The sequence below is a fragment of the Kribbella sp. NPDC049584 genome (assembly GCF_040675555.1).
Classification (GTDB): domain Bacteria; phylum Actinomycetota; class Actinomycetes; order Propionibacteriales; family Kribbellaceae; genus Kribbella.
In genome coordinates this window covers 59,787-81,137 of sequence record NZ_JBFAPF010000008.1, presented here as the reverse complement: position 1 = coordinate 81,137, position 21,351 = coordinate 59,787, and the positions used below count along the sequence as shown (strand labels likewise).

General features: G+C 68.6%; 25 protein-coding genes. 16 read left to right on the top strand and 9 right to left on the bottom strand.

Translation table 11 applies throughout. The annotated features are described in order from the left end of the window. Nucleotides 1–98: 98 nt before the first annotated feature. Entirely contained in the window at nucleotides 99–470 is a 372-nt protein-coding gene (locus AB0J62_RS25790; RefSeq protein WP_130442527.1) for an FKBP-type peptidyl-prolyl cis-trans isomerase, read from the bottom strand. Between the two features lie 131 nt (nucleotides 471–601). Beyond that, a complete protein-coding gene (locus tag AB0J62_RS25785) occupies nucleotides 602–1,462 on the bottom strand; it encodes an alpha/beta hydrolase (RefSeq protein ID WP_363876128.1) in 861 nt (286 codons plus the stop codon). Between the two features lie 103 nt (nucleotides 1,463–1,565). Between AB0J62_RS25785 and AB0J62_RS25780 the strand changes: the two genes are divergently transcribed. Then, the gene (locus tag AB0J62_RS25780; protein WP_363876125.1) at nucleotides 1,566–2,282 is read left to right on the top strand and encodes a hypothetical protein; all 717 of its coding nucleotides are present in this window, start codon (nucleotides 1,566–1,568) and stop codon (nucleotides 2,280–2,282) included. Between the two features lie 58 nt (nucleotides 2,283–2,340). Next, on the top strand, nucleotides 2,341–3,618 hold the full coding sequence (purD, locus tag AB0J62_RS25775) for a phosphoribosylamine--glycine ligase (RefSeq protein WP_363876122.1): 1,278 nt from the start codon (nucleotides 2,341–2,343) through the stop codon (nucleotides 3,616–3,618). A 1-nt stretch (nucleotide 3,619) separates the two neighbouring features. Here purD and AB0J62_RS25770 read toward each other — a convergent pair whose 3' ends face one another. Further along, entirely contained in the window at nucleotides 3,620–3,805 is a 186-nt protein-coding gene (locus tag AB0J62_RS25770) for a hypothetical protein (RefSeq protein WP_363876119.1), read from the bottom strand. Between the two features lie 73 nt (nucleotides 3,806–3,878). On the opposite strand from AB0J62_RS25770, the gene AB0J62_RS25765 reads away from it, so the two are divergent. The 9 genes from AB0J62_RS25765 (at nucleotide 3,879) to AB0J62_RS25725 (ending at nucleotide 12,000) form a co-directional block, all read left to right on the top strand. Continuing rightward, nucleotides 3,879–4,367 carry a SigE family RNA polymerase sigma factor gene (locus AB0J62_RS25765; protein ID WP_134110359.1) on the top strand — a complete coding sequence of 163 codons (489 nt, stop codon included), beginning with the start codon at nucleotides 3,879–3,881 and terminating at the stop codon, nucleotides 4,365–4,367. Continuing rightward, complete coding sequence (locus tag AB0J62_RS25760) at nucleotides 4,360–4,974, top strand: hypothetical protein (RefSeq protein ID WP_363876115.1); 615 nt, start codon at nucleotides 4,360–4,362, stop codon at nucleotides 4,972–4,974. The genes AB0J62_RS25765 and AB0J62_RS25760 overlap by 8 nt, the downstream gene beginning before the upstream one ends. Nucleotides 4,975–4,989: 15 nt before the next feature. Then, on the top strand, nucleotides 4,990–6,426 hold the full coding sequence (gene purB / locus AB0J62_RS25755; RefSeq protein WP_363876112.1) for an adenylosuccinate lyase: 1,437 nt from the start codon (nucleotides 4,990–4,992) through the stop codon (nucleotides 6,424–6,426). A 3-nt stretch (nucleotides 6,427–6,429) separates the two neighbouring features. Then, nucleotides 6,430–6,786, top strand: a complete 357-nt coding sequence (locus AB0J62_RS25750) for a hypothetical protein (protein ID WP_363876109.1) — start codon at nucleotides 6,430–6,432, stop codon at nucleotides 6,784–6,786. 1 nt (nucleotide 6,787) lies between these two features. Further along, nucleotides 6,788–7,180: a hypothetical protein gene (locus AB0J62_RS25745; protein WP_363876106.1), complete on the top strand. Its 393-nt coding sequence runs from the start codon at nucleotides 6,788–6,790 to the stop codon at nucleotides 7,178–7,180. Between the two features lie 63 nt (nucleotides 7,181–7,243). Then, nucleotides 7,244–8,464: a bifunctional glycosyltransferase family 2/GtrA family protein gene (locus AB0J62_RS25740; RefSeq protein ID WP_363876103.1), complete on the top strand. Its 1,221-nt coding sequence runs from the start codon at nucleotides 7,244–7,246 to the stop codon at nucleotides 8,462–8,464. Between the two features lies 1 nt (nucleotide 8,465). Beyond that, entirely contained in the window at nucleotides 8,466–10,463 is a 1,998-nt protein-coding gene (locus AB0J62_RS25735; protein ID WP_363876100.1) for a glycosyltransferase family 39 protein, read from the top strand. Nucleotides 10,464–10,613: 150 nt separating this feature from the next. Next, the gene (locus tag AB0J62_RS25730; RefSeq protein ID WP_363876097.1) at nucleotides 10,614–11,018 is read left to right on the top strand and encodes a hypothetical protein; all 405 of its coding nucleotides are present in this window, start codon (nucleotides 10,614–10,616) and stop codon (nucleotides 11,016–11,018) included. A 559-nt stretch (nucleotides 11,019–11,577) separates the two neighbouring features. Beyond that, nucleotides 11,578–12,000: a hypothetical protein gene (locus tag AB0J62_RS25725; protein WP_363876094.1), complete on the top strand. Its 423-nt coding sequence runs from the start codon at nucleotides 11,578–11,580 to the stop codon at nucleotides 11,998–12,000. Here the strand turns inward: AB0J62_RS25725 and AB0J62_RS25720 are convergent. Continuing rightward, the gene (locus AB0J62_RS25720; RefSeq protein ID WP_363876091.1) at nucleotides 11,984–12,562 is read right to left on the bottom strand and encodes a TetR family transcriptional regulator C-terminal domain-containing protein; all 579 of its coding nucleotides are present in this window, start codon (nucleotides 12,560–12,562) and stop codon (nucleotides 11,984–11,986) included. The genes AB0J62_RS25725 and AB0J62_RS25720 overlap by 17 nt on opposite strands. 53 nt (nucleotides 12,563–12,615) lie before the next feature. Between AB0J62_RS25720 and AB0J62_RS25715 the strand changes: the two genes are divergently transcribed. Together AB0J62_RS25715 and AB0J62_RS25710 are read left to right on the top strand one after the other, a co-directional pair. Continuing rightward, nucleotides 12,616–13,674, top strand: coding sequence for an FAD-dependent monooxygenase (locus AB0J62_RS25715; protein ID WP_363876087.1), 1,059 nt, complete (start codon nucleotides 12,616–12,618; stop codon nucleotides 13,672–13,674). A gap of 9 nt (nucleotides 13,675–13,683) precedes the next feature. After that, nucleotides 13,684–14,559 (top strand): phosphoribosylaminoimidazolesuccinocarboxamide synthase, encoded by an 876-nt coding sequence (locus AB0J62_RS25710; protein ID WP_363876084.1) that lies wholly within the window; start codon nucleotides 13,684–13,686, stop codon nucleotides 14,557–14,559. On the opposite strand, the gene AB0J62_RS25705 is transcribed toward AB0J62_RS25710, so the two are convergent. The 5 genes from AB0J62_RS25705 to AB0J62_RS25685 all read right to left on the bottom strand — a co-directional run bounded on the left by AB0J62_RS25705 (nucleotide 14,556) and on the right by AB0J62_RS25685 (nucleotide 18,264). Then, nucleotides 14,556–15,044, bottom strand: a complete 489-nt coding sequence (locus tag AB0J62_RS25705; RefSeq protein ID WP_363876081.1) for a hypothetical protein — start codon at nucleotides 15,042–15,044, stop codon at nucleotides 14,556–14,558. The two genes, AB0J62_RS25710 and AB0J62_RS25705, sit on opposite strands and share 4 nt — an antisense overlap. 79 nt (nucleotides 15,045–15,123) lie before the next feature. Beyond that, nucleotides 15,124–15,744, bottom strand: coding sequence for a CDP-alcohol phosphatidyltransferase family protein (locus AB0J62_RS25700; protein WP_363876078.1), 621 nt, complete (start codon nucleotides 15,742–15,744; stop codon nucleotides 15,124–15,126). After that, the gene (locus AB0J62_RS25695) at nucleotides 15,741–17,066 is read right to left on the bottom strand and encodes an FtsX-like permease family protein (protein ID WP_363876075.1); all 1,326 of its coding nucleotides are present in this window, start codon (nucleotides 17,064–17,066) and stop codon (nucleotides 15,741–15,743) included. Before AB0J62_RS25695 ends, AB0J62_RS25700 begins: the two co-directional genes overlap by 4 nt. Beyond that, nucleotides 17,066–17,746: an ABC transporter ATP-binding protein gene (locus AB0J62_RS25690; RefSeq protein ID WP_363876072.1), complete on the bottom strand. Its 681-nt coding sequence runs from the start codon at nucleotides 17,744–17,746 to the stop codon at nucleotides 17,066–17,068. Before AB0J62_RS25690 ends, AB0J62_RS25695 begins: the two co-directional genes overlap by 1 nt. Further along, nucleotides 17,743–18,264 carry a PadR family transcriptional regulator gene (locus AB0J62_RS25685; protein ID WP_130442487.1) on the bottom strand — a complete coding sequence of 174 codons (522 nt, stop codon included), beginning with the start codon at nucleotides 18,262–18,264 and terminating at the stop codon, nucleotides 17,743–17,745. The genes AB0J62_RS25690 and AB0J62_RS25685 overlap by 4 nt, the downstream gene beginning before the upstream one ends. Before the next feature lie 112 nt (nucleotides 18,265–18,376). On the opposite strand from AB0J62_RS25685, the gene purS reads away from it, so the two are divergent. The 3 genes from purS to AB0J62_RS25670 are packed head-to-tail and all read left to right on the top strand — an operon-like array spanning nucleotide 18,377 to nucleotide 21,350. Next, nucleotides 18,377–18,628: a phosphoribosylformylglycinamidine synthase subunit PurS gene (purS, locus tag AB0J62_RS25680; protein ID WP_130387955.1), complete on the top strand. Its 252-nt coding sequence runs from the start codon at nucleotides 18,377–18,379 to the stop codon at nucleotides 18,626–18,628. Then, nucleotides 18,625–19,296: a phosphoribosylformylglycinamidine synthase subunit PurQ gene (purQ, locus tag AB0J62_RS25675; protein WP_130442485.1), complete on the top strand. Its 672-nt coding sequence runs from the start codon at nucleotides 18,625–18,627 to the stop codon at nucleotides 19,294–19,296. The genes purS and purQ overlap by 4 nt, the downstream gene beginning before the upstream one ends. A gap of 14 nt (nucleotides 19,297–19,310) precedes the next feature. Beyond that, complete coding sequence (locus AB0J62_RS25670; RefSeq protein ID WP_363876066.1) at nucleotides 19,311–21,350, top strand: hypothetical protein; 2,040 nt, start codon at nucleotides 19,311–19,313, stop codon at nucleotides 21,348–21,350. The last annotated feature ends 1 nt before the right edge of the window (nucleotide 21,351 follow it).

Genomic DNA, 21,351 nt, shown 5'->3' with positions numbered 1-21,351 from the left:
AATCGGGCCGCTGGGCGAGGCGGATGAGTACAACTACGCGAAGAACCCCCGCGGCTCCGCCATTGTGACGGAGTCGCGGGGGTTCGGACAGCGTTGGTTCAGCTGACGCTGACGAGGTCCACGACGAAGATCAGCGTCTCGCCCGGCTTGATCGCGCTGCCGGCGCCGCGGTCGCCGTAGCCCAGGTGCGGCGGGATGACCAGCTTGCGGCGGCCGCCGACCTTCATGCCCTGGACGCCGGTGTCCCAGCCCTGGATGACCTGGCCGACGCCGAGCTGGAACGCCAGCGGGGCGCCCCGGTTGTACGACGCGTCGAACTCCTCGCCGGTCGAGTGGGCCACGCCCACGTAGTGCACGTTGACCCGCGAACCGGCCTTCGCCTCGTCGCCGTCGCCAACGGTGATGTCGGTGATCTCGAGATCCGCCGGGGGCGGCCCGTCCGGAAAGTCGATCTCTGGCTTCTCAGTCATACCTTCCAGCTAAGCAGATACCGCCGTGGCGTCGAGTACTGGACCCTCCAGGTCAGCTCCGTTCCGCTGTTAGCGGAACGCCGGACACAACCGGTCACCCGGCCGGGACCGGGTGTGGCGTTCGAGCGCGATCAGCCGAGGACCTGGCGCAACGTGGTGGCGAACTCCTCCGGCTTGCCCGGCTGGCCGTACTCGTTGCCGAGGAAGCCACCGTGGCCGCTCGGGAACACGACGGGGTCCAGCCCCAGCTTCTCGGCGACGGCCTTGCCACCGCGGGCGGCCATCTGGTTCGCCGACTCCTCGCCGACACCGATCACGATCCGCTCCTTGGCCTTGGCCAGGGCGTCGAAGTCGGGCCGGTACGACGTACAGCCGCGAAGGTTCTGGCCGAGGAGCGCGTCGTTGCGGGAGCCGTCGTCCTCGGTGGGGAGACCGAACATGGCCGGATCCGGCGCGGGCTGCTGCGTGTAGTCGGCGGGGACCTCGCCGTCGTACCCGACGAAGGCGATGAACTTGGCCATGCCGGCGCCCATGCCGTCGCGCTGGTACGTCGCGTACATGTCGGCGACCGCGGCCAGCGCCGCCTCGCTGTCGGGGAGGATCGCGGCCAGCGGCGGCTCGTGGGCGACCAGGGTGTTGATGAGATCGGGACGCTTCGCGGTCAGCGCAAGCGCGTTCACGGCGCCGCCGCTGCTGGCGAAGATGTCGACCGGGCCGGCGTCGAGGTGCTCGATGAGCGCTGCGAGGTCCGCGGCGTGGTCGTCGGGGGACAGCTCGGTGATCTCACCTGTGCGGACGCTCCGCTCGACGCCACGCGGGTCGTACGTGACGACGGTGCGGTCCGCGAAGTGCGAGGCCAGGGTCGGGAATCCGCTGGCGCCCATCGGTGACCCGATCATCAGCAGCACCGGGCGGTTCGCGAGGTCGCCGCGAACGTCGTACGTCAGCGTGGCTCCGGGCACGTCGAGCGTCTGGGTCACAGGCTCTGGCATCACAGCTCCTCTGCGGTCGGTCTCGTGATCGAGAGCCTAGACCGCTGCGGTTGCACGGCACAGGAACTCAACCGGAACTCGATCGGCATTAAAGTTGCCCTCCGTGATCAAGACGCTCGCTTTGGTGATCGGTCTGTCCGCGGTGCTGACGCCGGCCGTCGCGGTCGCGGATCCACGGAGCTCGACGGAGACCTATGCGCAGTACTCGCTGATGTTCGAGAAGTCAGCCGGGCAGTACTTCGCGGGTGGGACCGCTGCCGGGCAATGGGCCTGGACCCCGCTGAGCACCACCGAGTCCGACATCTCCTGGGGCGACCCCAAGGCCTGGCCGCCGAACTCCGCCGAACACTTCATCCACGACGGTGACTGGGTCCTCCTCGACGGCTACAACGACGGCGCCGGCCGCCCACTGACCCAGATCCAGCGCGTCACCAGCGAAACCATCGGCGACGCCAACTGCAACAACATGCAGCCCCTGCCGTCGAACGGCGGCCGCCAGCACTACGTCCGCTGGACCATCCCCACCACCGGCTACTGCCTGGACGCCACCGGCACCATCAAGTCCCCCGACGGCTCGGCCACCGTCACCTTCCGCCACCTACAGAAGTGGCTCCCACCCCACTCCTGCACCAACCCGTACTACAAGTCCCAAACCTGCATAACCCAGTACGAACAGTGGTGGGACGACAACCATCACCCGTACTCCCTACAGCTGGCCCGCACAGTCGAGCTGGCCCGCGGCCTAGGCATGGCCTTCACCAACCGCACCACCGTCCCCCTCACCTGGAACGCCGACGGCCGCTACTACTGGCATTACTGATGTGACGGCTGGACAGGGCGACGCGGACCACGGTCTGAGCACGCTAGGCTGAGCGCCCGTGAAGGTTTTGGTGATCGGGTCCGGCGGTCGTGAGCATGCACTGGCCTGGGCGTTGACCCAGGACCCCGAGGTCGAGCAGGTGGTGGCGGCGCCGGGCAACCCTGGGATCGCTACGTTGCGGCCTGCGCACGACGGGCAAACGATCGTTTGCCGTTCGGTGGATATCGAGGACCACGACGCGGTCGTCGCGCTGGCGCGGGAGCTGGATGCGGACCTGGTCATCGTCGGCCCGGAGGCGCCGCTGGTGGCCGGGTTGGCCGACCCGCTGCGGGACGCAGGTATCGCGGTGTTCGGTCCGTCCCGCGAGGCGGCGCAGATCGAGGGCTCTAAGGCGTTCGCGAAGGACGTGATGGCTGCGGCGAGTGTGCCGACCGGTCGCGCGTACGTGTGCACGACCCCCGAGGAGGCCGCGACCGCGATCGACGCGTTCGGGCCGCCGTACGTCGTGAAGGATGACGGGCTCGCTGCGGGCAAGGGCGTTGTGGTTACGTCGGACCGCGAGGAGGCGCTCGCGCACGCGGCCCAGTGCGAGCAGGTGCTGATCGAGGAGTTCCTGGACGGTCCCGAGGTCTCGCTGTTCGCGATCACCGACGGCACCACGGTGCTCCCGATGCAACCGGCGCAGGACTTCAAGCGGCTCGGGGACAACGACGAGGGTCCCAACACCGGCGGGATGGGCGCGTACACACCGTTGCCTTGGGCACCGGACGACCTGGTGGCCGAGATCACCGAGAAGGTCCTGCAGCCGACCATCGACGAGCTCCGCCACCGCGGTACGCCGTTCAGCGGTCTCTTGTACGCCGGTCTCGCGCTGACGTCGCGCGGTGTCCGCGTGATCGAGTTCAACTGCCGCTTCGGCGACCCGGAGACGCAGGCCCTCCTGCCGATGCTGAAGACCCCGCTCGGCGGTCTGCTGCTCGCCGCGGCCACCGGCAAGCTCGCGGACCAGGGCGAGTTGAGCTGGCGGGACGCTGCCTCGGTCGCGGTCGTCGTCGCCGCGAAGAAGTACCCGTCCAGCCCGCGCAAGGGCGACCCGATCGCCGGCGTCGAGCAGGCCGAGAGCGACGACGTACGCGTTTTCCACGCTGGTACGGCGCTCGAGGACGAGGAGCTCGTCACGGCCGGAGGCCGCGTACTGGCGGTCAGCGCCGTCGGCAAGGACCTTGCCGAGGCCCGTCAACGCGCGTACGCCGCCGTCGGCCAGATCCGCATCAAGGGTTCCCAGCACCGCACCGACATCGCCCTCAAGGCCGAGCGCGGCGAGATCACCGTCTGACCTATCCCGCGGTCCAGGTGCCCGAAGAGGGCCCGATGGACCCGTCGATGCGGGCCACCTTCACCCGCTGCCGCTTGTAAGCGATGTCCAGCCGCCCGTCGGCGGCCGGCGCCACCAACGTGACCAGTGCGGCCCGCTCCGCGCCGCCGACCAGCCAGGCGACCTTGTACGTCGATAGCTTGTCCATGTACTCAGAGTGAGCTTCGATAGGGTCAGCGATCCGATGGAACCGGATCCAGGGGTCGGGGGTGTTAGTGGGCATGGAGACGGAGGGGCTGCGGGAGTTCTACCGCGCGCACCAGCCACGGCTGGTCGGCGTGATCTCGCTGCTGACCGGGTCGCGGGCCGAGGCGGAAGACATCGTCCAGGAGGCGTTCGTCCGGTTGGTGCCCCGGTGGCAGAAGGTCTCGCGGTACGAATCACCCGAGGCCTGGGTGCGCCTGGTCGCCGTGCGGCTGGCCGCGAACCGGCACCGTGACGGCAACCGGTTCACGCAACTGTTCCACCGGCTGCCGGCGGAACACGTCCCGGACCCCGCCGACAGGTACGCCGGCGATCTCGAGCAGGCCCTCGCCGGCCTGCCGATGCCGACCCGGCAGGTCGTCGTCCTCCACTACGTCTGTGACCTGAGCGTGGCTCAGGTGGCGGACACGCTCGGGATCGCGGAAGGCACGGTCAAGTCGCGCCTGTCCCGCGCCCGGGACGCCCTGTCCGATTCATTGCTGCTGAGGAGTGACGACCATGCCTGATCTGCAAGAGGACCTGCAGGCCCTGGCGGACCGCAAGGCCGCCGAGTCCGCCGGTGACTTCGACTCCGTCCTGACCGCGGCCCGTTCCCGCAAGCGCCGCTTGACCGCCGGCCTGACCGTGCTCGGCGCGGCCGTCGTGGTCGGCGCCGTCGCGGTCGTCCCGACGCTGCGGCCGGCGCACAACACGCCGGTGGCCGACAGCCCCGTGCCGACCAACCTGGTCGCCCCGCCGCAGGTGTCCGAGCAGCCGAACCCGGCGCCTGTCGTGAAGGCCGGTCCGCTGACACTGACCTCGGCCAAGGCGCTCGTCGCCGGTGGCCAGGTCGTCGCCTCGTTCCCCGACAAGCAGGTCCGCAACGTGACCTTCACCCTCGCGTCGGCGGCCAAGCCGGACGTGCCGCTGTACACGCTGGTCGCCAAGGTGCCGGGCGACGCCTCCACGCCGTACTCGATGAAGGTGATCCCGGGTGAGTCGGGGATCGCGATCCCGCAGTACACCAGCGCCGGGCCGTACACGCTGGCGATGCCGAAGGGGCTGGCGGCCGGTTCCTACCAGCTGTGCACCCTGTCCGGCGCCAAGCTCTGTGGTCTGGTGACCGTCAAGTAGTCGCCGTCTGGGAGAATGGGGCTCGTGACCAAGCCCCTGATCCCCAATGTTCTCGCCGCGCGCTACGCCAGTCTGTCGATGGCGGAGCTGTGGTCACCGGAGCACAAGATCGTGCTCGAGCGGAAGCTCTGGGTGGCGGTACTTAAGGCCCAGAAGGAGCTCGGGGTCGAGGTTCCGGACGGGGTCGTCGAGGACTACGAGCGGGTGATCGACCAGGTCGACCTGGCGTCGATCGCGGCCCGGGAGCGGGTCACGCGGCACGACGTGAAGGCGCGGATCGAGGAGTTCAGCGCGCTCGCCGGGCACGAACACATCCACAAGGGGATGACGAGTCGTGACCTGACCGAGAACGTCGAGCAACTCCAGATCCGCGCCGGTCTCGAGCTGGTCCGGGACCGCGCGGTCGCAACCGCCGTACAACTCGGTCAGAAGGCGGCCGAGCATGCGGCGCTGGTGATGACCGGTCGCTCCCACAACGTCGCCGCGCAGGCGACGACGCTGGGCAAGCGGTTCGCGTCGGCCGCCGACGAGTTGCTGGTCGCGATCGCGCGGATCGAGGAGCTCATCGAGCGGTATCCGCTGCGCGGCATCAAGGGCCCGGTGGGTACGTCGCAGGACATGCTCGACCTGTTCGGCGGTGACGAGACGAAGCTCGCCACGCTCGAAAGCACGATCGCGCAGCACCTGGGCTTCAGCCACACGCTGACGAGCGTCGGTCAGGTCTACCCGCGGTCGCTCGACTACGAGGTCGTCTCCGCGCTGGTGCAACTGGCCGCCGGGCCGTCCAGCCTGGCCACGACGATCCGGCTGATGGCAGGCCACGAGCTGGTCACCGAGGGCTTCAAGGAGGGCCAGGTCGGTTCCTCCGCGATGCCGCACAAGATGAACACCCGGTCCTGCGAGCGGGTCAACGGACTTGCGGTCATCCTGCGCGGATACGCGTCGATGGCCGGTGAGCTGGCCGGCAACCAGTGGAACGAGGGCGACGTCTTCTGTTCCGTCGTACGACGGGTTGCGCTGCCGGACGCGTTCTTCGCGCTGGACGGACTCTTCGAGACGTTCCTGACCGTCCTCGAGGAGTTCGGGGTGTATCCGGCGGTCGTGGCGCGCGAGCTCGAGCGGTACCTGCCGTTCCTGACCACGACCAAGGTGCTGATGGCCGCCGTCAAGAACGGCGTCGGCCGGGAGACCGCGCACGAGGTGATCAAGGAGCACGCGGTCGCGACCGCGCTCGACCTGCGCAAGGGCCTGGCCGGGAACGACCTGTTCCACCGGCTCGGTGTCGACGGGCGACTCGGGCTCACCGAGGAGCAGATCGTCGGCATCGTCGGCGAGCCGCTGACGTTCACCGGCGCGGCCGTCGCCCAGGTCGGGGCAGTTGTCGCGAAGATCGACGATCTCGCGAAGCGCTACCCGGAGGCGGCCGCCTACACGCCGGGTGACATCCTCTAACCCGTGTTCGCACCGCTCACCTGGTTCCTGGTCGCGCTGTCGCTCGCCGCGGCGCTGTTCGCCGTCGTACTCGCGGCCCGCGACAAGCGGATCAACTGGACCTTGCTCGGCGTGCTCGGGGTGATCGAGGTCGCCCTGCTGGCACAGCTGGTCGTCGGCATCGTGCAACTGAGCCAGACCACCCGGGACGTGTCCGGGCCGTTCTTCATCGGGTACTTGATCGGGTCGCTGATCATCCTGCCGATCGGGGCGTTCTGGGCGCTGGCAGAGAGCAGCCGCTGGGGCGCCGGCGCGCTGGCCATCGCCTGCGTGGTGATCCCGATCCTCGAGCTCCGGTTGTACGACGTGTGGACGGCCTGACGTGACCGATCCCGCAGCGACCAAGCACGGCCCGGGCCGGATCCTGATCGCGGTGTACGGCGTGTTCGCGCTGGCCGCGACCGCGCGGGCCGGCGTACAGATCGCGACGAAGTTCAGCGATGCGCCGATCGCGTACCTGTTGTCGGCCGTTGCCGCGATCATCTACTGCGCGGCGACGTTCGCGCTGGCCAAGGCAACGAAGGTGTCCCGCAAGGTCGCCACGACCGCGATCGTGATCGAGCTGATCGGCGTCCTCGCGATCGGCGCGTTCAGCTACGCCGTACCGGACGATTTCCCGGACGCGACCGTGTGGTCGCACTTCGGCCAGGGCTACGGCTTCGTACCGGTGGTGCTGCCGGTGCTCGGTCTGCTCTGGCTGCGCCGCACCCGGTAGCTCCCAGCGAACTGCCAGCCGCATGCAGGGGCTGGCACAGGTTGACCGGACAGCATCGGTGTCATGCAGATTCCAGGTCATCCTCGGGTCGAGATCGTCGTACCCGTCAAGAACGAGGAGAACGACCTCGGACCGAACATCAGACGGTTGCGGGAGTTCCTCGACACCGCTTTCCCGTTCCCGGCCGAGGTCTGCATCGCGGACAACGGAAGTACGGACGCGACATATGAGCTCGGCCTCCTGCTCGCGAGCGAGCTGCCGGGGATCCGGATCGTCCGGCTCGAGCAGGCCGGTCGCGGCCGCGCGCTGAAACAGGTCTGGTCCGCGAGCAACGCAGAGGTGCTCGCCTACATGGATGTCGACCTGTCAACCAATCTGAACGCGCTGCTCCCGCTGGTGGCGCCGCTGCTGGCCGGGCACAGCGATGTTGCCATCGGCACCCGGTTGGCGAAGAGCTCCCGGGTGGTCCGGCGGCCGAAGCGCGAGTTCATCTCCCGCTCCTACAATCTGTTGCTACGGGCAACGTTGAATGCGCACTTCTCCGACGCGCAGTGCGGCTTCAAGGCGATCCGCGCCGATGTGGCGCACGAGCTGCTGCCGCTGGTCGAGGACACCAGCTGGTTCTTCGACACCGAGCTGCTGGTGCTGGCCGAGAAAGCCGGGCTGCGGATCCACGAAGTACCGGTGGACTGGGTCGACGACCTTGACTCCCGGGTCGCGATCGCGAAGACCGTCGGCGAGGATCTGCGGGGGATTGCTCGACTGATGCGCAGTCGGGTCGACTTGGAGCCGGTCCGGCAGAAGTACGGCCGGCCACGGATCCTCGATCCCCGGACGGCGATGGCGGCCCGCGTACTGCGCTTCTGCGCGGTCGGCGTACTGAGTACGGCGGCGTACGCGCTGCTGTATCTCGTACTGCGCCAGGGCATGCCGGCCCAGGTGGCGAACCTGCTGGCGCTGCTGATCACGGCCGTCGGCAACACCACGCTGAACCGCCGGATCACCTTCGGCGTACGCGGTGTGGAGGGACGTTGGCGGCATCAGCTGCGCGGTCTGGTTGCCTTCGGCATCGGCTGGAGCCTGACCGCGGCGTCGCTGTGGTTGTTGCACACGGCAATCGCCGTACCGCATCAGGCGGTGGAGATCACCGTGCTGACCATCGCGAACCTGGCCGCGACCGTGGTCCGGTTCAGCCTCTTCCAGACGTGGGTGTTCGACGACGACGCGCCTACCTTGCCCGCCTTCGAACCCCCAGCGGTTCTCGACCAGACCCGGAGCAACTGACATGACGACGCTTACCGATCCGATCGAGGCGAGCAGGCCGCGCGCGATCAGTACGCAGTACACGCTGAGCCGGGACAAGCTCCTGTACGGCGGGCTGTTGGTGCTGACGGCGATCGCGTACCTGTGGGGATTGTCCAAGAACGGTTACGCCAACGAGTACTACGCGGCCGCAGTACAGGCCGGGTCGACGAGTTGGAAGGCCTGGTTCTTCGGGTCGTTCGACGCGTCGAGCTTCATCACTGTGGACAAGACGCCGGGCTCGCTGTGGGTGATGGGGTTGTCCGCGCGGATCTTCGGCTTCAACAGCTGGAGCATGCTGGTTCCGCAGGCGCTGATGGGGGTCGCGAGCGTCGGATTCGTGTATGTATCGGTGCGGCGGTGGTTCTCCGCGAACGCCGGTCTGCTGGCGGGCGCGATCCTCGCGACGACGCCGGTCGCGGTGCTGATGTTCCGGTTCAACAACCCGGATGCGCTGCTGATCCTGCTGCTCTGCGCCGGCGCGTGGGCCGTGACGCGGGCGATCGACTCGGTCGAGCATTCGGCGCGGTGGATGATCCTGGCCGGTTCGCTGGTCGGGTTCGGGTTCCTGACGAAGATGCTGCAGGCGTTCCTGATCCTGCCGGCGTTCGGGATTGCTTATCTGGTGGCCGGGAAGCCGGCGTTGGGGAAGCGACTGCTGCATCTGCTGCTGGCGACGATCTCGTTGATCGTGAGTGCCGGTTGGTGGGTCGCGATCGTGGAGCTGCTGCCTGCGTCTGCACGACCGTACGTCGGTGGGTCGTCCGACAACAGCATTCTCGAGCTGACCCTTGGGTACAACGGCCTCGGGCGGTTGAGCGGCAACGAATCCGGGTCGGTCGGCGGCGGAGTCGGGAATCCCGGTTGGGGTGGGGCGACCGGACTGCAGCGGCTGTTCGGCGGGGAGTTCGGATCGCAGATCTCCTGGCTGATGCCAGCGGCGTTGCTCGCGACCGTCGTACTGATCGTTGCTGCAGGCAAGGCGCCGCGGACGGACAAGACTCGCGCGTTTGCCCTGCTGTGGGGTGGGTGGCTCGTCGTTACCGGGCTGGTGTTCAGCTACATGCAGGGGATCATTCACCCCTACTACATGATCGCGCTGGCGCCGGCGTTCGGTGCGGTGATCGGTGGTGCGATGTCGATCCTGTGGCGCCGCCGGGCGGAGTGGTTGCCTCGGGCAACTCTTGCTGGTGGAGCGCTGTTGACGGCGGGCTGGAGCTTCGCGTTGCTGAACGGGACTCCTGCCTGGCACCCGTGGCTGCGGTGGGTTGTGCTGATCACGGGTGTGCTCGCGGCTGGACTGGTCATGCTGCTGCCTGAGCTCGGGTTGCATCGGGCGGCGGCTCGGCGGGCGGGGGTGGTCGCTGCGGCGATTCTTGCCCTTAGCGCGTTGGCTGGGCCTACGGCGTACTCGCTGTCCACGATCAGCTCCGCGCATACCGGGGCGATCCCGACTGCTGGGCCCGGTGGGATGGGCGGCTTTGGCGGAGGGCGTGGCGGTGGCTTCCCCGGTGGCGGAAGGATGGGTACGCCGCCTGGTCAGACCGGCACAGGCACTACGGGGGGCGTTACTGGAGGGGGAATGCGTGGTGGTGGCATGGGCGGGTTCCTTGGTGGTGGCGGGATCAGCGGAGTGTCGAGTGAGCTGGTGACGCTGCTGCAGCAAGGGGCGAAGGGATACACCTGGGCCGCCGCGGCGGTGACCGCGAACGGCGCCGCGCCGCTGCAGCTCGCGTCCGGCGAGCCGATCATGGCGATCGGCGGGTTCAACGGGACCGATCCGGCACCGTCGCTGGCCGAGTTCAAGCAGTTGGTTGCCCAAGGCAAGATCCACTACTTCATCGGCAGCGGTGGCGGCGGAATGATGGGCGGCCGCAACGGCACCTCGAGCGAGATCGCCACCTGGGTCACCGAAAACTTCACCGCCCAGACCGTCGGCACCACCACCATCTACGACCTCTCCACCGGAACAGGAGCATAGACATGACCCCCCAACAACCCCAATGGCAACCAGCCCAGCCGAGCTCGACTCCGGCATCCGTTCCTGCTCAGCACGCAGGCTCCGCCGCACAGCCCACCGCGGGCGTCCAGGCAAGTACTGCGCCGCAACCGGATGTCGCAGCCCCAGCCGGTGTTGCGCCGCAGCCGGGTTCCGGCCGCTACGCGGGTGTTGCGCCCGGAGCGGACGCTGCGACCCAAGCAGGTGCCGCGCCGGGAGCGGGTACTGCAGCGCAAGCCGGTGGCGGGCCGCAGGCGGGTTCCGCAGTACCAACCGGGGTTGCGCCGCAGGCGGCTTCCGTTCCGTACGCGGGTGCTGCACCTCATGCGGGTGCTGCAGCACAAGCCGGCGATGCGCCGCAGGCGAGTTCAACGCCGTACGCGGGTGCTGCACCGCAAGCAGGCGCTCCAGCACAAGCAGGTGCTGCGCGGCAGGCAGGTGCCGCGCCGTACGGGGGTGCTGCGCCGGGAGCGGGGGCTGCAGCGCAAGCCGGTGTTGGGCCGCACCCGGGTTATGGGCAGCAAGGTGGTTGGGTGACGCCGCCTTCGGCGGCGGATTCTCAGTCGGCTTCGGTGGGTGGGAGGCGGCCTGGGAATGTGGTGCTTGCGGGGGCCGGGTCTGTGATTGCGGTGCTTGCATTCCTTGGTGGGATGGCGGTCGGGCATTCGTGGGACGGAACCAATACTCAGCAGAACCAGTTCGGTGGGCCAGGTGGTGGCGGCTTCGGCCGCGGGTTCCAGGGACAGGGCAACGGGCAAGGAACTGGGCAGGGGCAAGGCACCCTGCCAGGGCAGGGCACCTTGCCGAGCCAGGGGACGCAGCAGCAGGGGACGCAGGGGTAGGGAACGCCACGGGGGTACGGATGAGGCGGCCGGCTTAGGGATGACGCAGCAACGTTAGGGACGGCGCAGCCGGGCGCAGGGGCGACGTAGGAGTCGGGGGCGTGCGGGACCGGGGAAGGTGGTTTGGAGTTGGCGGCCCGGCGGGTGATGAGCGGACACTCGGCCCGCCGGGCGTTGTTTTCTGACGATCGTCAAGCTATGAGACGACACGCGGAATGGTTCACCGGCGTGCGGGGTGGGGTAGGGATGGGGGCGTGGAATGGTCGAACGTCACCTGGTTTCTGACCGCGCTTGGTGCGGTCGTCGTACTGATCACGCGCGTCCGGCTCGGCGGAACGGTGGTGGACGGCACCGGTCACGGCGCGGGGCGGCACGGGTTTTCTGCTGCCCTGCTGCGGATGCACACCGTCGTCGGCGTGATCACACTGCTCGGCTGGGTCGTTGCCCTGGTCACCGGTCGGCAGGGGATCGCCCTGGTGATGCTGACCGGGTGGTGGTTGCTGACCGTCATCGGATTGTTGCTTCTGGCCCGTTGGTTGCCGAGTGGAGGCAAGCATTCCGAGGACACGCAGAGTGATGCGTGGGGTTCCGGTGCGGGCCTGTCGGTCCTCGGCCACGTCGGCATGCTGGTCGGCGTCTGCTATTTCACCTTCGTCACGCTCACCGAGCGCCTTTGAGGCCGGCGATCAGCGCGACGACAGAGCGTCGTACAGCGGCCTCGAACGCTTCTGGTGAGAGCGTTGCGCCCGCCCCCGCGACCCGGTCGTACATCAGCCCGTCCATCATCGCGGCCACCGGCCACGCCGCCGCTTCCGGTTCGGGTACGCCGAGCCCGTCGAGCGACTGCGCGAGCATCGCCCGCAACTCCCGTCCACCCTCGTCGATCGCCGTCCGCAGCTCGGGCTGACGACTCGCCTCCAACGACAGCTCGTACCGCGCGACCAGATCGTCCGGCCGATCGTTCGCGAGCCCTACCGTCATCCCGACCATCAACTCGACCGGATCCGCGCCGGCCGGTGGCATCGAGCTCACATCCCGGCTGAGCATCCGGCGCACGCACGCCGTCAGCAGGGCGTTGCGCGTGCGGAGGTAGTACGACGTCGAGCCCGGCGGCAGACCTGCCTCGGTGTCGACCGCCCGATGCGTAAGCCCGCGCAGACCGCGGGTCGCGACCAGGTGGATCGCGGCGTCGGCGATGGCGTCCTGGCGATCCGCACCGCGCGGAACCTGCTTCGTCACGCCGGTCAGTCTCGCACTTCCCATCCAAACTCTACAGATGTAGAGTCAAGTTCATGAGTACGGCGATAGTGGTCGGGGCGGGTATCGGCGGGGTTACGGCTGCTGTCGCGCTGCAGCGGTGCGGCTGGCAGGTCACGGTGCTGGAGCGTGCTCCGGAGTTGGGCGAGGTCGGGGCCGGCATCTCGGTCTGGCCGTCGGCGGTCGCCGTGCTCGAGGAGCTCGGGGTGAAGGGCGTCGAGAAGGCATCGGTGCAGTCGAAGCCGGCCGGCATGCGGAAGGCAGACGGCCGGTGGGTGGTCACCGCGGCCGAGCTCGGCGTGGAGCTGCCGGTGATGATCCACCGCGCGCAGCTGCACGAGCTGATCACCGCGGAGCTCGGTCCGGCCGTCACGGTCCGGACCGGGTACGACGTACGGACCATCACGCAAGATCAGGACGGCGTCACGATCAACGGTGAGCTCAACGCCGATCTCGTGGTCGCCGCGGACGGGATCCGCAGCGTGGTGCGGGGCGCGCTGTACCCGCAGTACAAGGGCCCGCGGTACTCCGGTTTCTCGGCGTACCGCGGGATCGCGGACGTGGACATCGACGACGGCGGTGGGGAGACCTGGGGCCGAGGGCAACTGTTCGGGTTCGCGCGACTGATCGACGGGCGCTTCTACTGGTACGGGACGGTGAACCAGCCGGCCGGCGAGACCAGCGAGCCGACTGTGTTCATGAGCTGGCACGATCCGATCCCGAGGCTGATCGCGAGCACCGAGAAGGTGCTGCAGAACGACATCTACGACCTGACGCTGCCGCTGGTCCCATTCGCCCAGGGTCGGATCGTCCTGCTCGGCGACGCCGCCCACGCGATGACACCGAACCTGGGCCGCGGCGCATGCTCCGCGATCGAGGACGCCGGCGCACTGGCGCGACATCTTCAGGCGGGCGAGCTCACCCAGGCGCTGACGGCGTACGACGCTGAACGGCGGCCCGCGACGACCAAGCTGGTCAAGCGGTCCCGCAGTCTCGGCCGGCTCGGGCAGGTCGAGAATCCGGTCGTGTGCTCGCTCCGCGACGGGCTGTTCGGCCTAGGGGGCAAGCTGATGGCACTGCGCGCCCGCAAGTAGGCTCGCGGCGTGATCACAACGCCGCAGGCGCCGGAGATCCCCGGCGCCAAGCACATCCACTCCGGCAAGGTCCGGGACCTGTACGAGCTGGACTCCGGCGACCTGCTGATGGTGGCGAGCGACCGGATGAGCGCGTTCGACTGGATCCTGGAGACCCTGATCCCCGACAAGGGGAAGGTGCTCACCGCGATGAGCCTGTGGTGGTTCGAGCAGCTGGACATGCCGAACCACATCATCTCCACCGACGTGCCGGCCGAGGTCGCGGGCCGCGCTGTGGTCTGCGAGAAGCTGGCGATCTACCCGGTCGAGTGCGTCGCCCGCGGCTACCTGAGCGGCACCGGCCTGCTCGACTACAACGCCACCGGCTCCGTCTGCGGCATCCCGCTGCCGGACGGCCTGGTCGAGGGCTCGCGGCTGGACGACCCGATCTTCACCCCGGCGACCAAGGCCGAGCTCGGCGAGCACGACGAGAACGTTTCGTACGACGCTGTGGTGGCGACGGTCGGCGCCGACGTGGCATCGACTCTGCGGGACACCACGCTGGACATCTACACCTGGGCGCGGGCGATCGCCGAGGACCGCGGGATCATCCTGGCCGACACGAAGTTCGAGTTCGGCCACCGGGCGGACGGGACGCTGGTGCTCGCCGACGAGGTGCTCACGCCGGACTCGAGCCGGTTCTGGCCGGCCGACCAGTGGTCGCCGGGCAAGCAGCAGCCGTCGTACGACAAGCAGATCGTCCGCGACTGGCTGCAGTTCGAGTCGGGCTGGGACCGGACGTCCGGCGAGGCCCCGCCGCCCTTGTCCGACGAAGTGGTCGAGCGCACCAGGTCGGCGTACATCAACGCCTACGAGCAGCTCACCGGCCGCACGTTCGACGCCTAGAAAGCGCTCACGCCGAGCGCGAGCAGGATGAAGCGGGCGCCTCGGCCGGCGAGGACCGACAGTGCGAACACGACGGTCTTCATCCGCGAGGCGCCGCCGATCAGCGCCACGCCGTACAGGGGCGGGATGCCGACGAAGGAGCTCAGCAGCGTGACCGGGATGCCCCAGCGGCTGTCGCTCATGGCATCCAGCAGGCGTTTGCTGACGTCGCGGTTCCACTGGATGAAGCGGCCCCGGCGGGTCTCCAGGTTGACCGGCTTCTGTTCCTTGGTCTTGCGGGCCGCGTAGCCGGGGCGGTACCGGACGGCCAGGAACATCGCGACCTTGCCGAGGGTCTGCCCGACGGCGATGCCGGACGCGGCGACGACCGGGTTGAGGGCATTCGTCGCGGCGACGGCCAGGACGTAGGCCTCGGCGTTCATCACCGGTACGACGGCGGAGCCGATGCCGAAGCCCACCGCGAGCAGCAGTTGCCAGACCCACATGACTCCGAGGCTATTCGCCATTGCGGCCAATCCCACGGAACTCAGCCCCACCTTCGGGGGTAGACCAGGGTCCACCCGGTCACCGTGGCTGCCCCGGGGAGGCGAGCCGGCGGCCGCAGAGGATCATGATCAGACGGTACGAGGAGACCACCTTGACCGCCAGCGCCGCGATCGCCACGGCGTACGGCAGCCACTGCGCGCCGGTGTGACCGGCCACGACCAGCGAGATCACCACCGCGCCGGTGTTCAGCGCCTTGGCGGGCTTGGACCAGTTCCACAGGTAGATCGGCCGGTCGACCTTGAAGAAGTAGTTCGGGCTGAGCATCCACGGCCAGAGCAGGAACGAGAAGGTCAGCATTGTGTCCAGTACGCCGAACTGCGCCAGGTAGATCGCCAGCGGACCGATCGTGGCCGGGTACGTCGCCATGAACGCGGCGGCGAGCAGGAACGAGCACGCCCGGTCGCAGACGATGTCGAACACGGCGCCGGACAGCGACTCCTCGTTCCGCTTGCGAGCCACCCAGCCGTCGAGACTGTCGCCGAACCAGTACGAGAAGTACCCCAGCACCAGCCAGGACAGATCGCCGGTACGGAACGCGAACGTGGCGACTGCCATCGCGATCAAGGTGCGGACCAGGGTGATGCGGTTCGGCAGGCCCAGCAGCAGCGCGGGCCGGACCGCTAAAGGGGTCGAACTCATGCGGCCCTCAGATTCTCGGGATCCAGTGCGTCCCGGAGTTGGTTGCGGAGAAGGTAACCGGCGGCCGTGCCGCCCAGATGGCCGAGCACCCAGCCTCCGGCCGTCAAGCCCGCCGCGATCAGCAGCGTGCCTGGCTCGAATGGATCAACCGCACCGCCGACCACACGACCGAGGCCGATCAGGGTGCCCAGCAGCAGGCCCGTCGCGAGCGCCGGTGCGGCGACCGCGGTCAGCTGGCGGCGGATCACGCGGCGCAGGAACGCGAGGTCCACGCCCAAAGCGGTCAGGCTGGCGAACTGCCGACGCTGGTCGACCAACTGGTCCGCGACGCCGACGATCAGGGCGGCCATCGCGGTCAGCGCGACCAGGACGAGTCCCGCGATCGTCAGGCCGAATCCGGTGTCGTAGAACGCGGCAGTGCCAGCCAGTTGGCCGTCGGCCTGGACACTCGCGATCCCGTTGGCCATCGTGCCGACGAGGAAGCCGCAGCAGCCCAGCAGCATGCAGATCCGGGAAGCCGGGCGCGAATCGGTGACCAGCCGGAGACCGGTCAGCAGGTACGCCGGATCGCTCGACCGCTGCAGTCGCCGCCCGACGGCGCGGATCCACAACGCCGAGGTGCTGAGAAAGAACAGCGCGATCCCGGCAAGCGCGATCGTCGACGCCACATAGCCCAGGTACCGCGAGGTCAGCAGGCCGAGGACGATCAACACCGGCCCAGCGATGATGCCCGTACGACGCTGCGCCACGGACTCCTCGGCGGGCGTCAGCGGACCGTCGCGGTGCAGCAGACTGCCGATCACCGCACCGGCTGCCGTCATGGCGATCACCACTGGAATCCACAGGGCTACGTCCAGCACCTCAGCACCCGGCAGGATGCGAGCCATCCGGGGGAGTGCGCCGAAGAGCAGGCTGAGCAGTAGGTACGCCGGTCCGGCGAGCAGACCGCCCACCAGGCCCGCGATCGCTGCGTCGGTCACTGTCAGCTGACGCAGCTGCTTCCTCGATGCGCCCGCCAGTCGCAGGGCGTCCAGTCGCCGTTCGCGTGCCGCCGTACCCAAGCGCAGGGCCTGGACCGCGAGGCCTCCGGTCAGTACGGCGAGAATGACGAGGATCGCGATCAGACCGGAGCGGAGGCCGCTCTCGGCGACGTAGTTGCTGTAGACGGTTTCACTCAGCTCGCCCTTGCCCAGGCGTGCGATGCGCAGTGACCCGAGCAACAGCGCGCCGCTGAGCGCGAGGGCCGCGGTCGCCAACTGGACCCGGCTGCGATCCGCCAGAGTCCGCGAGCGGGACAGCTGCACAAGCGTCTCGAGCGTCATCAGAGCGACACCTCATGCTGGATCAGGCCGTCGCGCAGCCTGATCTCCCGGTCTGCCGAGGACGCGACGACGTTGTCGTGCGTCACCATCAGCAGTGCGGCGCCGCGGTACCGGGCAGCCTGCAGCAGTACGTCGAGTAGCTCCTGGCCTGCGCGACTGTCCAGACTGCCGGTCGGCTCATCAGCCAGTACGACGGACGGTCCGGTGACCAGTGCCCGCGCCAGCGCAGCACGCTGCGTCTGGCCGCCGGACAGCTCGGACGGCACCGCATCGGCGTCGTCAGCGATCCCCACCTGTTCCAGCCAGTGGCGTGCGGCCACGTGGGCTTCGCCACGTTCGTGACCGTCCAGGAGGAGTGGCAGCGCCACGTTGTCGATCAGTGGCAGGTCCGGCACCAGCTGCCCGAACTGCAGGATGATGCCGACCTTCGTACGCCGGAGTGCCGCGCGCTGCTCCTCCGGCAGGGCAGAGAGGTCCTGACCGTCCACGCGGACCACGCCGGCGTCCGGAGTGAGGATGCCGGCCGCACAGTGCAGCAGAGTGGACTTGCCGCAGCCGCTGGCCCCGGTGACCGCGACCACCTCGCCTGGCTTCAGCTTGAGGCTGACCCCGCGGAGTGCAGTGTTCCGTCGGTACGAGTACTCGACGCCCTCCAGCTCCAGCACCGGTTGTCCACTCATCTGTGAGCCCCCCTTTGCTCCGAGATGCGGTCCAAGGCGCTGTCCAGCCAGCGCAGGTCGGCGTCGAGATGGGCCACGATGTACTCGCGGACCAGTGGTGAGGTCGGGTCGTCGTCGGCGGGAGTCTCACGCAGTTCGCGGATCCGCCGCAGGTGGCTGGCGCGCTGACGGGCGAGGAAACCCGCGGCGTCCCCGCCGGTGCGGATGGCTGCGACGAGCTTCCGCAGTACCTCGTCGGCACTGCCCCAGGCCGGTGGGACCGGATCGTTCAGCCAGTCGGCCAGGTGGTCGCGGCCCTTGCTCGTGAGCGCGTAGACGGTCCGGTCCGGGCCTCCGCCGGATGTCTTGTCGACCACCTCGACCAGTCCGTCGCGCTCCAGTCGCCCCAGGGTCGTGTACACCTGGCCAAAGGCCAGTGGGCGGCTGTCGGGGAACCACGCGTCGTGGCCGCGCTTCACGTCGTACCCGTGTGCGGGGCCCGCGGACAGGAGCCCGAGCACGAGCTCTGCGGTGGCCATAGCGGCGACTATACACTGCGTGTATGTACTCAGTGAATAGTCCAGGATGCGGCATTCTGGATCGTGCTCGGTAGGATTCAGGCGTCACCCCGCAACGAACCTGGAGTAGTCAGTGGCTCGCGTTGTCGTCGACGTCATGCTCAAGCCCGAGATTCTCGACCCGCAGGGCAAGGCGGTGCACGGCGCGTTCGGCCGGCTCGGCTTCGACGGCGTGGCCGACGTCCGGCAGGGAAAGCGCTTCGAGATCACCCTGGACGGTGAGGCGACCGAGGAGCGGGTCGCCGAGATCCGGAAGGCCGCGGACACCCTGCTGGCTAACCCGGTGATCGAGGACTACACGCTGCACGTGGAGAACGGACAGTGAAGATCGGGGTCGTCACTTTCCCGGGCTCGCTGGACGACGTCGACGCCCGTCGTGCGGCCGCGGTGGCCGGCGCTGAGGCGGTTGCGCTCTGGCACGGCGACGCCGACCTGCACGGCGTCGACGCGGTCGTCCTGCCCGGCGGCTTCTCGTACGGCGACTACCTGCGCGCCGGTGCGATCTCCCGGTTCGCCCCGGTGATGGAGACCATCATCAAGAAGGCCGGCGAGGGCATGCCGGTGCTGGGGATCTGCAACGGCTTCCAGGTGCTGTGCGAGTCGCACCTGCTGCCCGGTGCGCTGATCAAGAACCACCACCGCAAGTTCATCTGCAAGGACCAGCCGCTGCGGATCGAGAACAACCGCACCGCCTGGACCAGCGACTACGACGCCAACCACGAGATCACCATCGTGCTGAAGAACCAGGACGGTTCGTACGTCGCCGACGAGGCGACGCTGGACCGCCTGGAGGGTGAGGGCCGGGTGGTCGCCCGCTATCTGGACGAGAACCCGAACGGCTCGTACCGCGACATCGCCGGCATCACCAACGAGCGCGGCAACGTGGTCGGCCTGATGCCGCACCCGGAGCACTGCGTCGAGACTCTCACCGGACCGACCACGGACGGCCTGGGCTTCTTCACCTCGGTGCTGAAGGCCGTCGTCGCCTCCTGATGAGCCTCACCCGGGTGCGGTCGCTCCTGGCCCGCACTCTCTTACTGGCGGCGGCGGTCGTCCTCGCGACCACTGGTACGGCGGCCGCGCAGCCCACCGACCTGATGGCGAAGGTCGTGGTGATCGGCGTACCCGGGCTGACGTGGAGTGATGTGCAGGCGTCACCGGAGCTGACTGCTCTGGTGAACCAGTCGCACGTCGGGTCGATCTCGGTGAAGACGGCTGGGCCGCACACCTGTCCGATCGACGGTTGGCTGACGATCAGCGCCGGCACTCGTGCCTGGGGCAATGTCCCGGGCCAGCCGTGCGGAGACCTGCCCGCAGTGGCCGACGGCAAGATCACCGGCTGGCAGATGTACGTCGACCGCCAGGCCGAGCATCACACTGGCGCTCCTATCGGCCGCCTCGGCGTCAGTCGTGACCGCGTTTGCGGCTTCGGACCGGGCGGGGCGATCGCCGTAGCGAAGACGGACGGGACGGTCGCGGACTGGAGCCCGGAGTTCGATGTCTCCAAGCTCGCCAGCACTGCGTGTGGCGACGCGATCGTCGACGCCGGAGCGATGCCGCTCCGCGAAGGACGCGACGAAGCACGCAAGCACGTAGCCGACCTGGTCGCGCAGGCCAGGGCTGCGGGCGGCTGGGTGCTGCTTGTCGGCGTGAGCCAGGAGACGGTCGATGCGCATCAGGAGACTCTGGTGGCGATGCAGACCCCTCCGGACAACGGGCCGCGCTGGCTGACCAGCGATTCGACCCGCCGCCCCGGCATGATCCAGCTGACCGACGTCACGGCCACCGTCCTACGTGGTGAGGCCAAGCCGGTCGACCCGGCCGGGTCCGAGAAGGCAGGACCGCTGGACGGTGCGGAGATCCACTTCACCGGTGACCTGCACACGAATGCGGCGGCGGTGATCGAGGACCGGCTGGACGCCAACCAGCGGTTCGAGCGGCCGCGGCCGACACTGTTCGCGGTCGCGTTGACGATCGTCGGCGCGGAGGTGCTCGCCCTGGCGTGGTTCCTGATCAGGCGCAGCCCGGCGTCCCGTCGTACGGCGGTGTTCACGCTGCTCGTGCAGGGCGGGTTCTTCACCGCGGTCTTCCTGGCGCAGGCGACTGTCTGGTGGCGGTGGCCGTCGCCCGGGTTCTCCTTGTATGCCGTGACGATCGCTATCAGCGCGCTGTGTGCACTCTTGGCACAGCTGTTCCTGAAGCGCCACGCCTACCTCGGGCTCACGCTGGCGGCGTACCTGCTCCTGCTGGTCGATGGCGTGCTCGGTACGCCGATGCAGGTCGGCAGCATGTTCGCCGACGGACCTGTGATCGGCGGACGGTTCTATGGCTTCGGCAACTCGACGTTCGCCGCGCTGGCGGTCGGTGCGCTCGTCACTGCCGGGTGGGCCGCGCAGAAGCTGCTCGACAACAGCAGAGTGCAGGCCGCACTCGCAGTACTGGCCATCGGCGGCGCCGCGATCGTTGTGGACGGCAAACCGGGCTGGGGAACCGACTTCGGCGGCATCATCGCGCTCACCCCGGCTGTGCTGCTGATGGCCTGGCTGACCTGGAAGGGCACGATCTCACTGCGCGCACTGATCGGCGTGGGCGTTGCCGGCGTGCTGGTGGTCTCTGTGGTCGCCTTTCTCGACTATCTGCGTCCACCTGAACAGCGCAGCCATTTCGGTACGTTCGTCGCACGGCTCCTGGACGGTGACGTGAGCGACGTATTCATCCGCAAGCTCCAGATGGCGGGGCACTACTTCAGTGGACCCGGCGGCTGGGGGATGCTCGTCGCCGTCATCCTCTGCATGCTGGCCACCGTGCTGCCGGACCGTGTGCCGTCAGAGTCCTTCCGCGAGTTCTACCGCAGCGTGCCGATGGTCCGGCCCACGCTGCTGGCCATGTCGACCTGCGGTCTCGTCGGCATGCTGTTGAACGACGCCGGCGTCACACTGCCCGCGATCATGGCCGGCTTCGCTGTCCCACTGCTGGTGGCTCATCTCATGGCTTCCCGGCAGCCCGCTACCGTTTCACCTGAGTCCCACCTAGTGCAGGAGTCCTAAC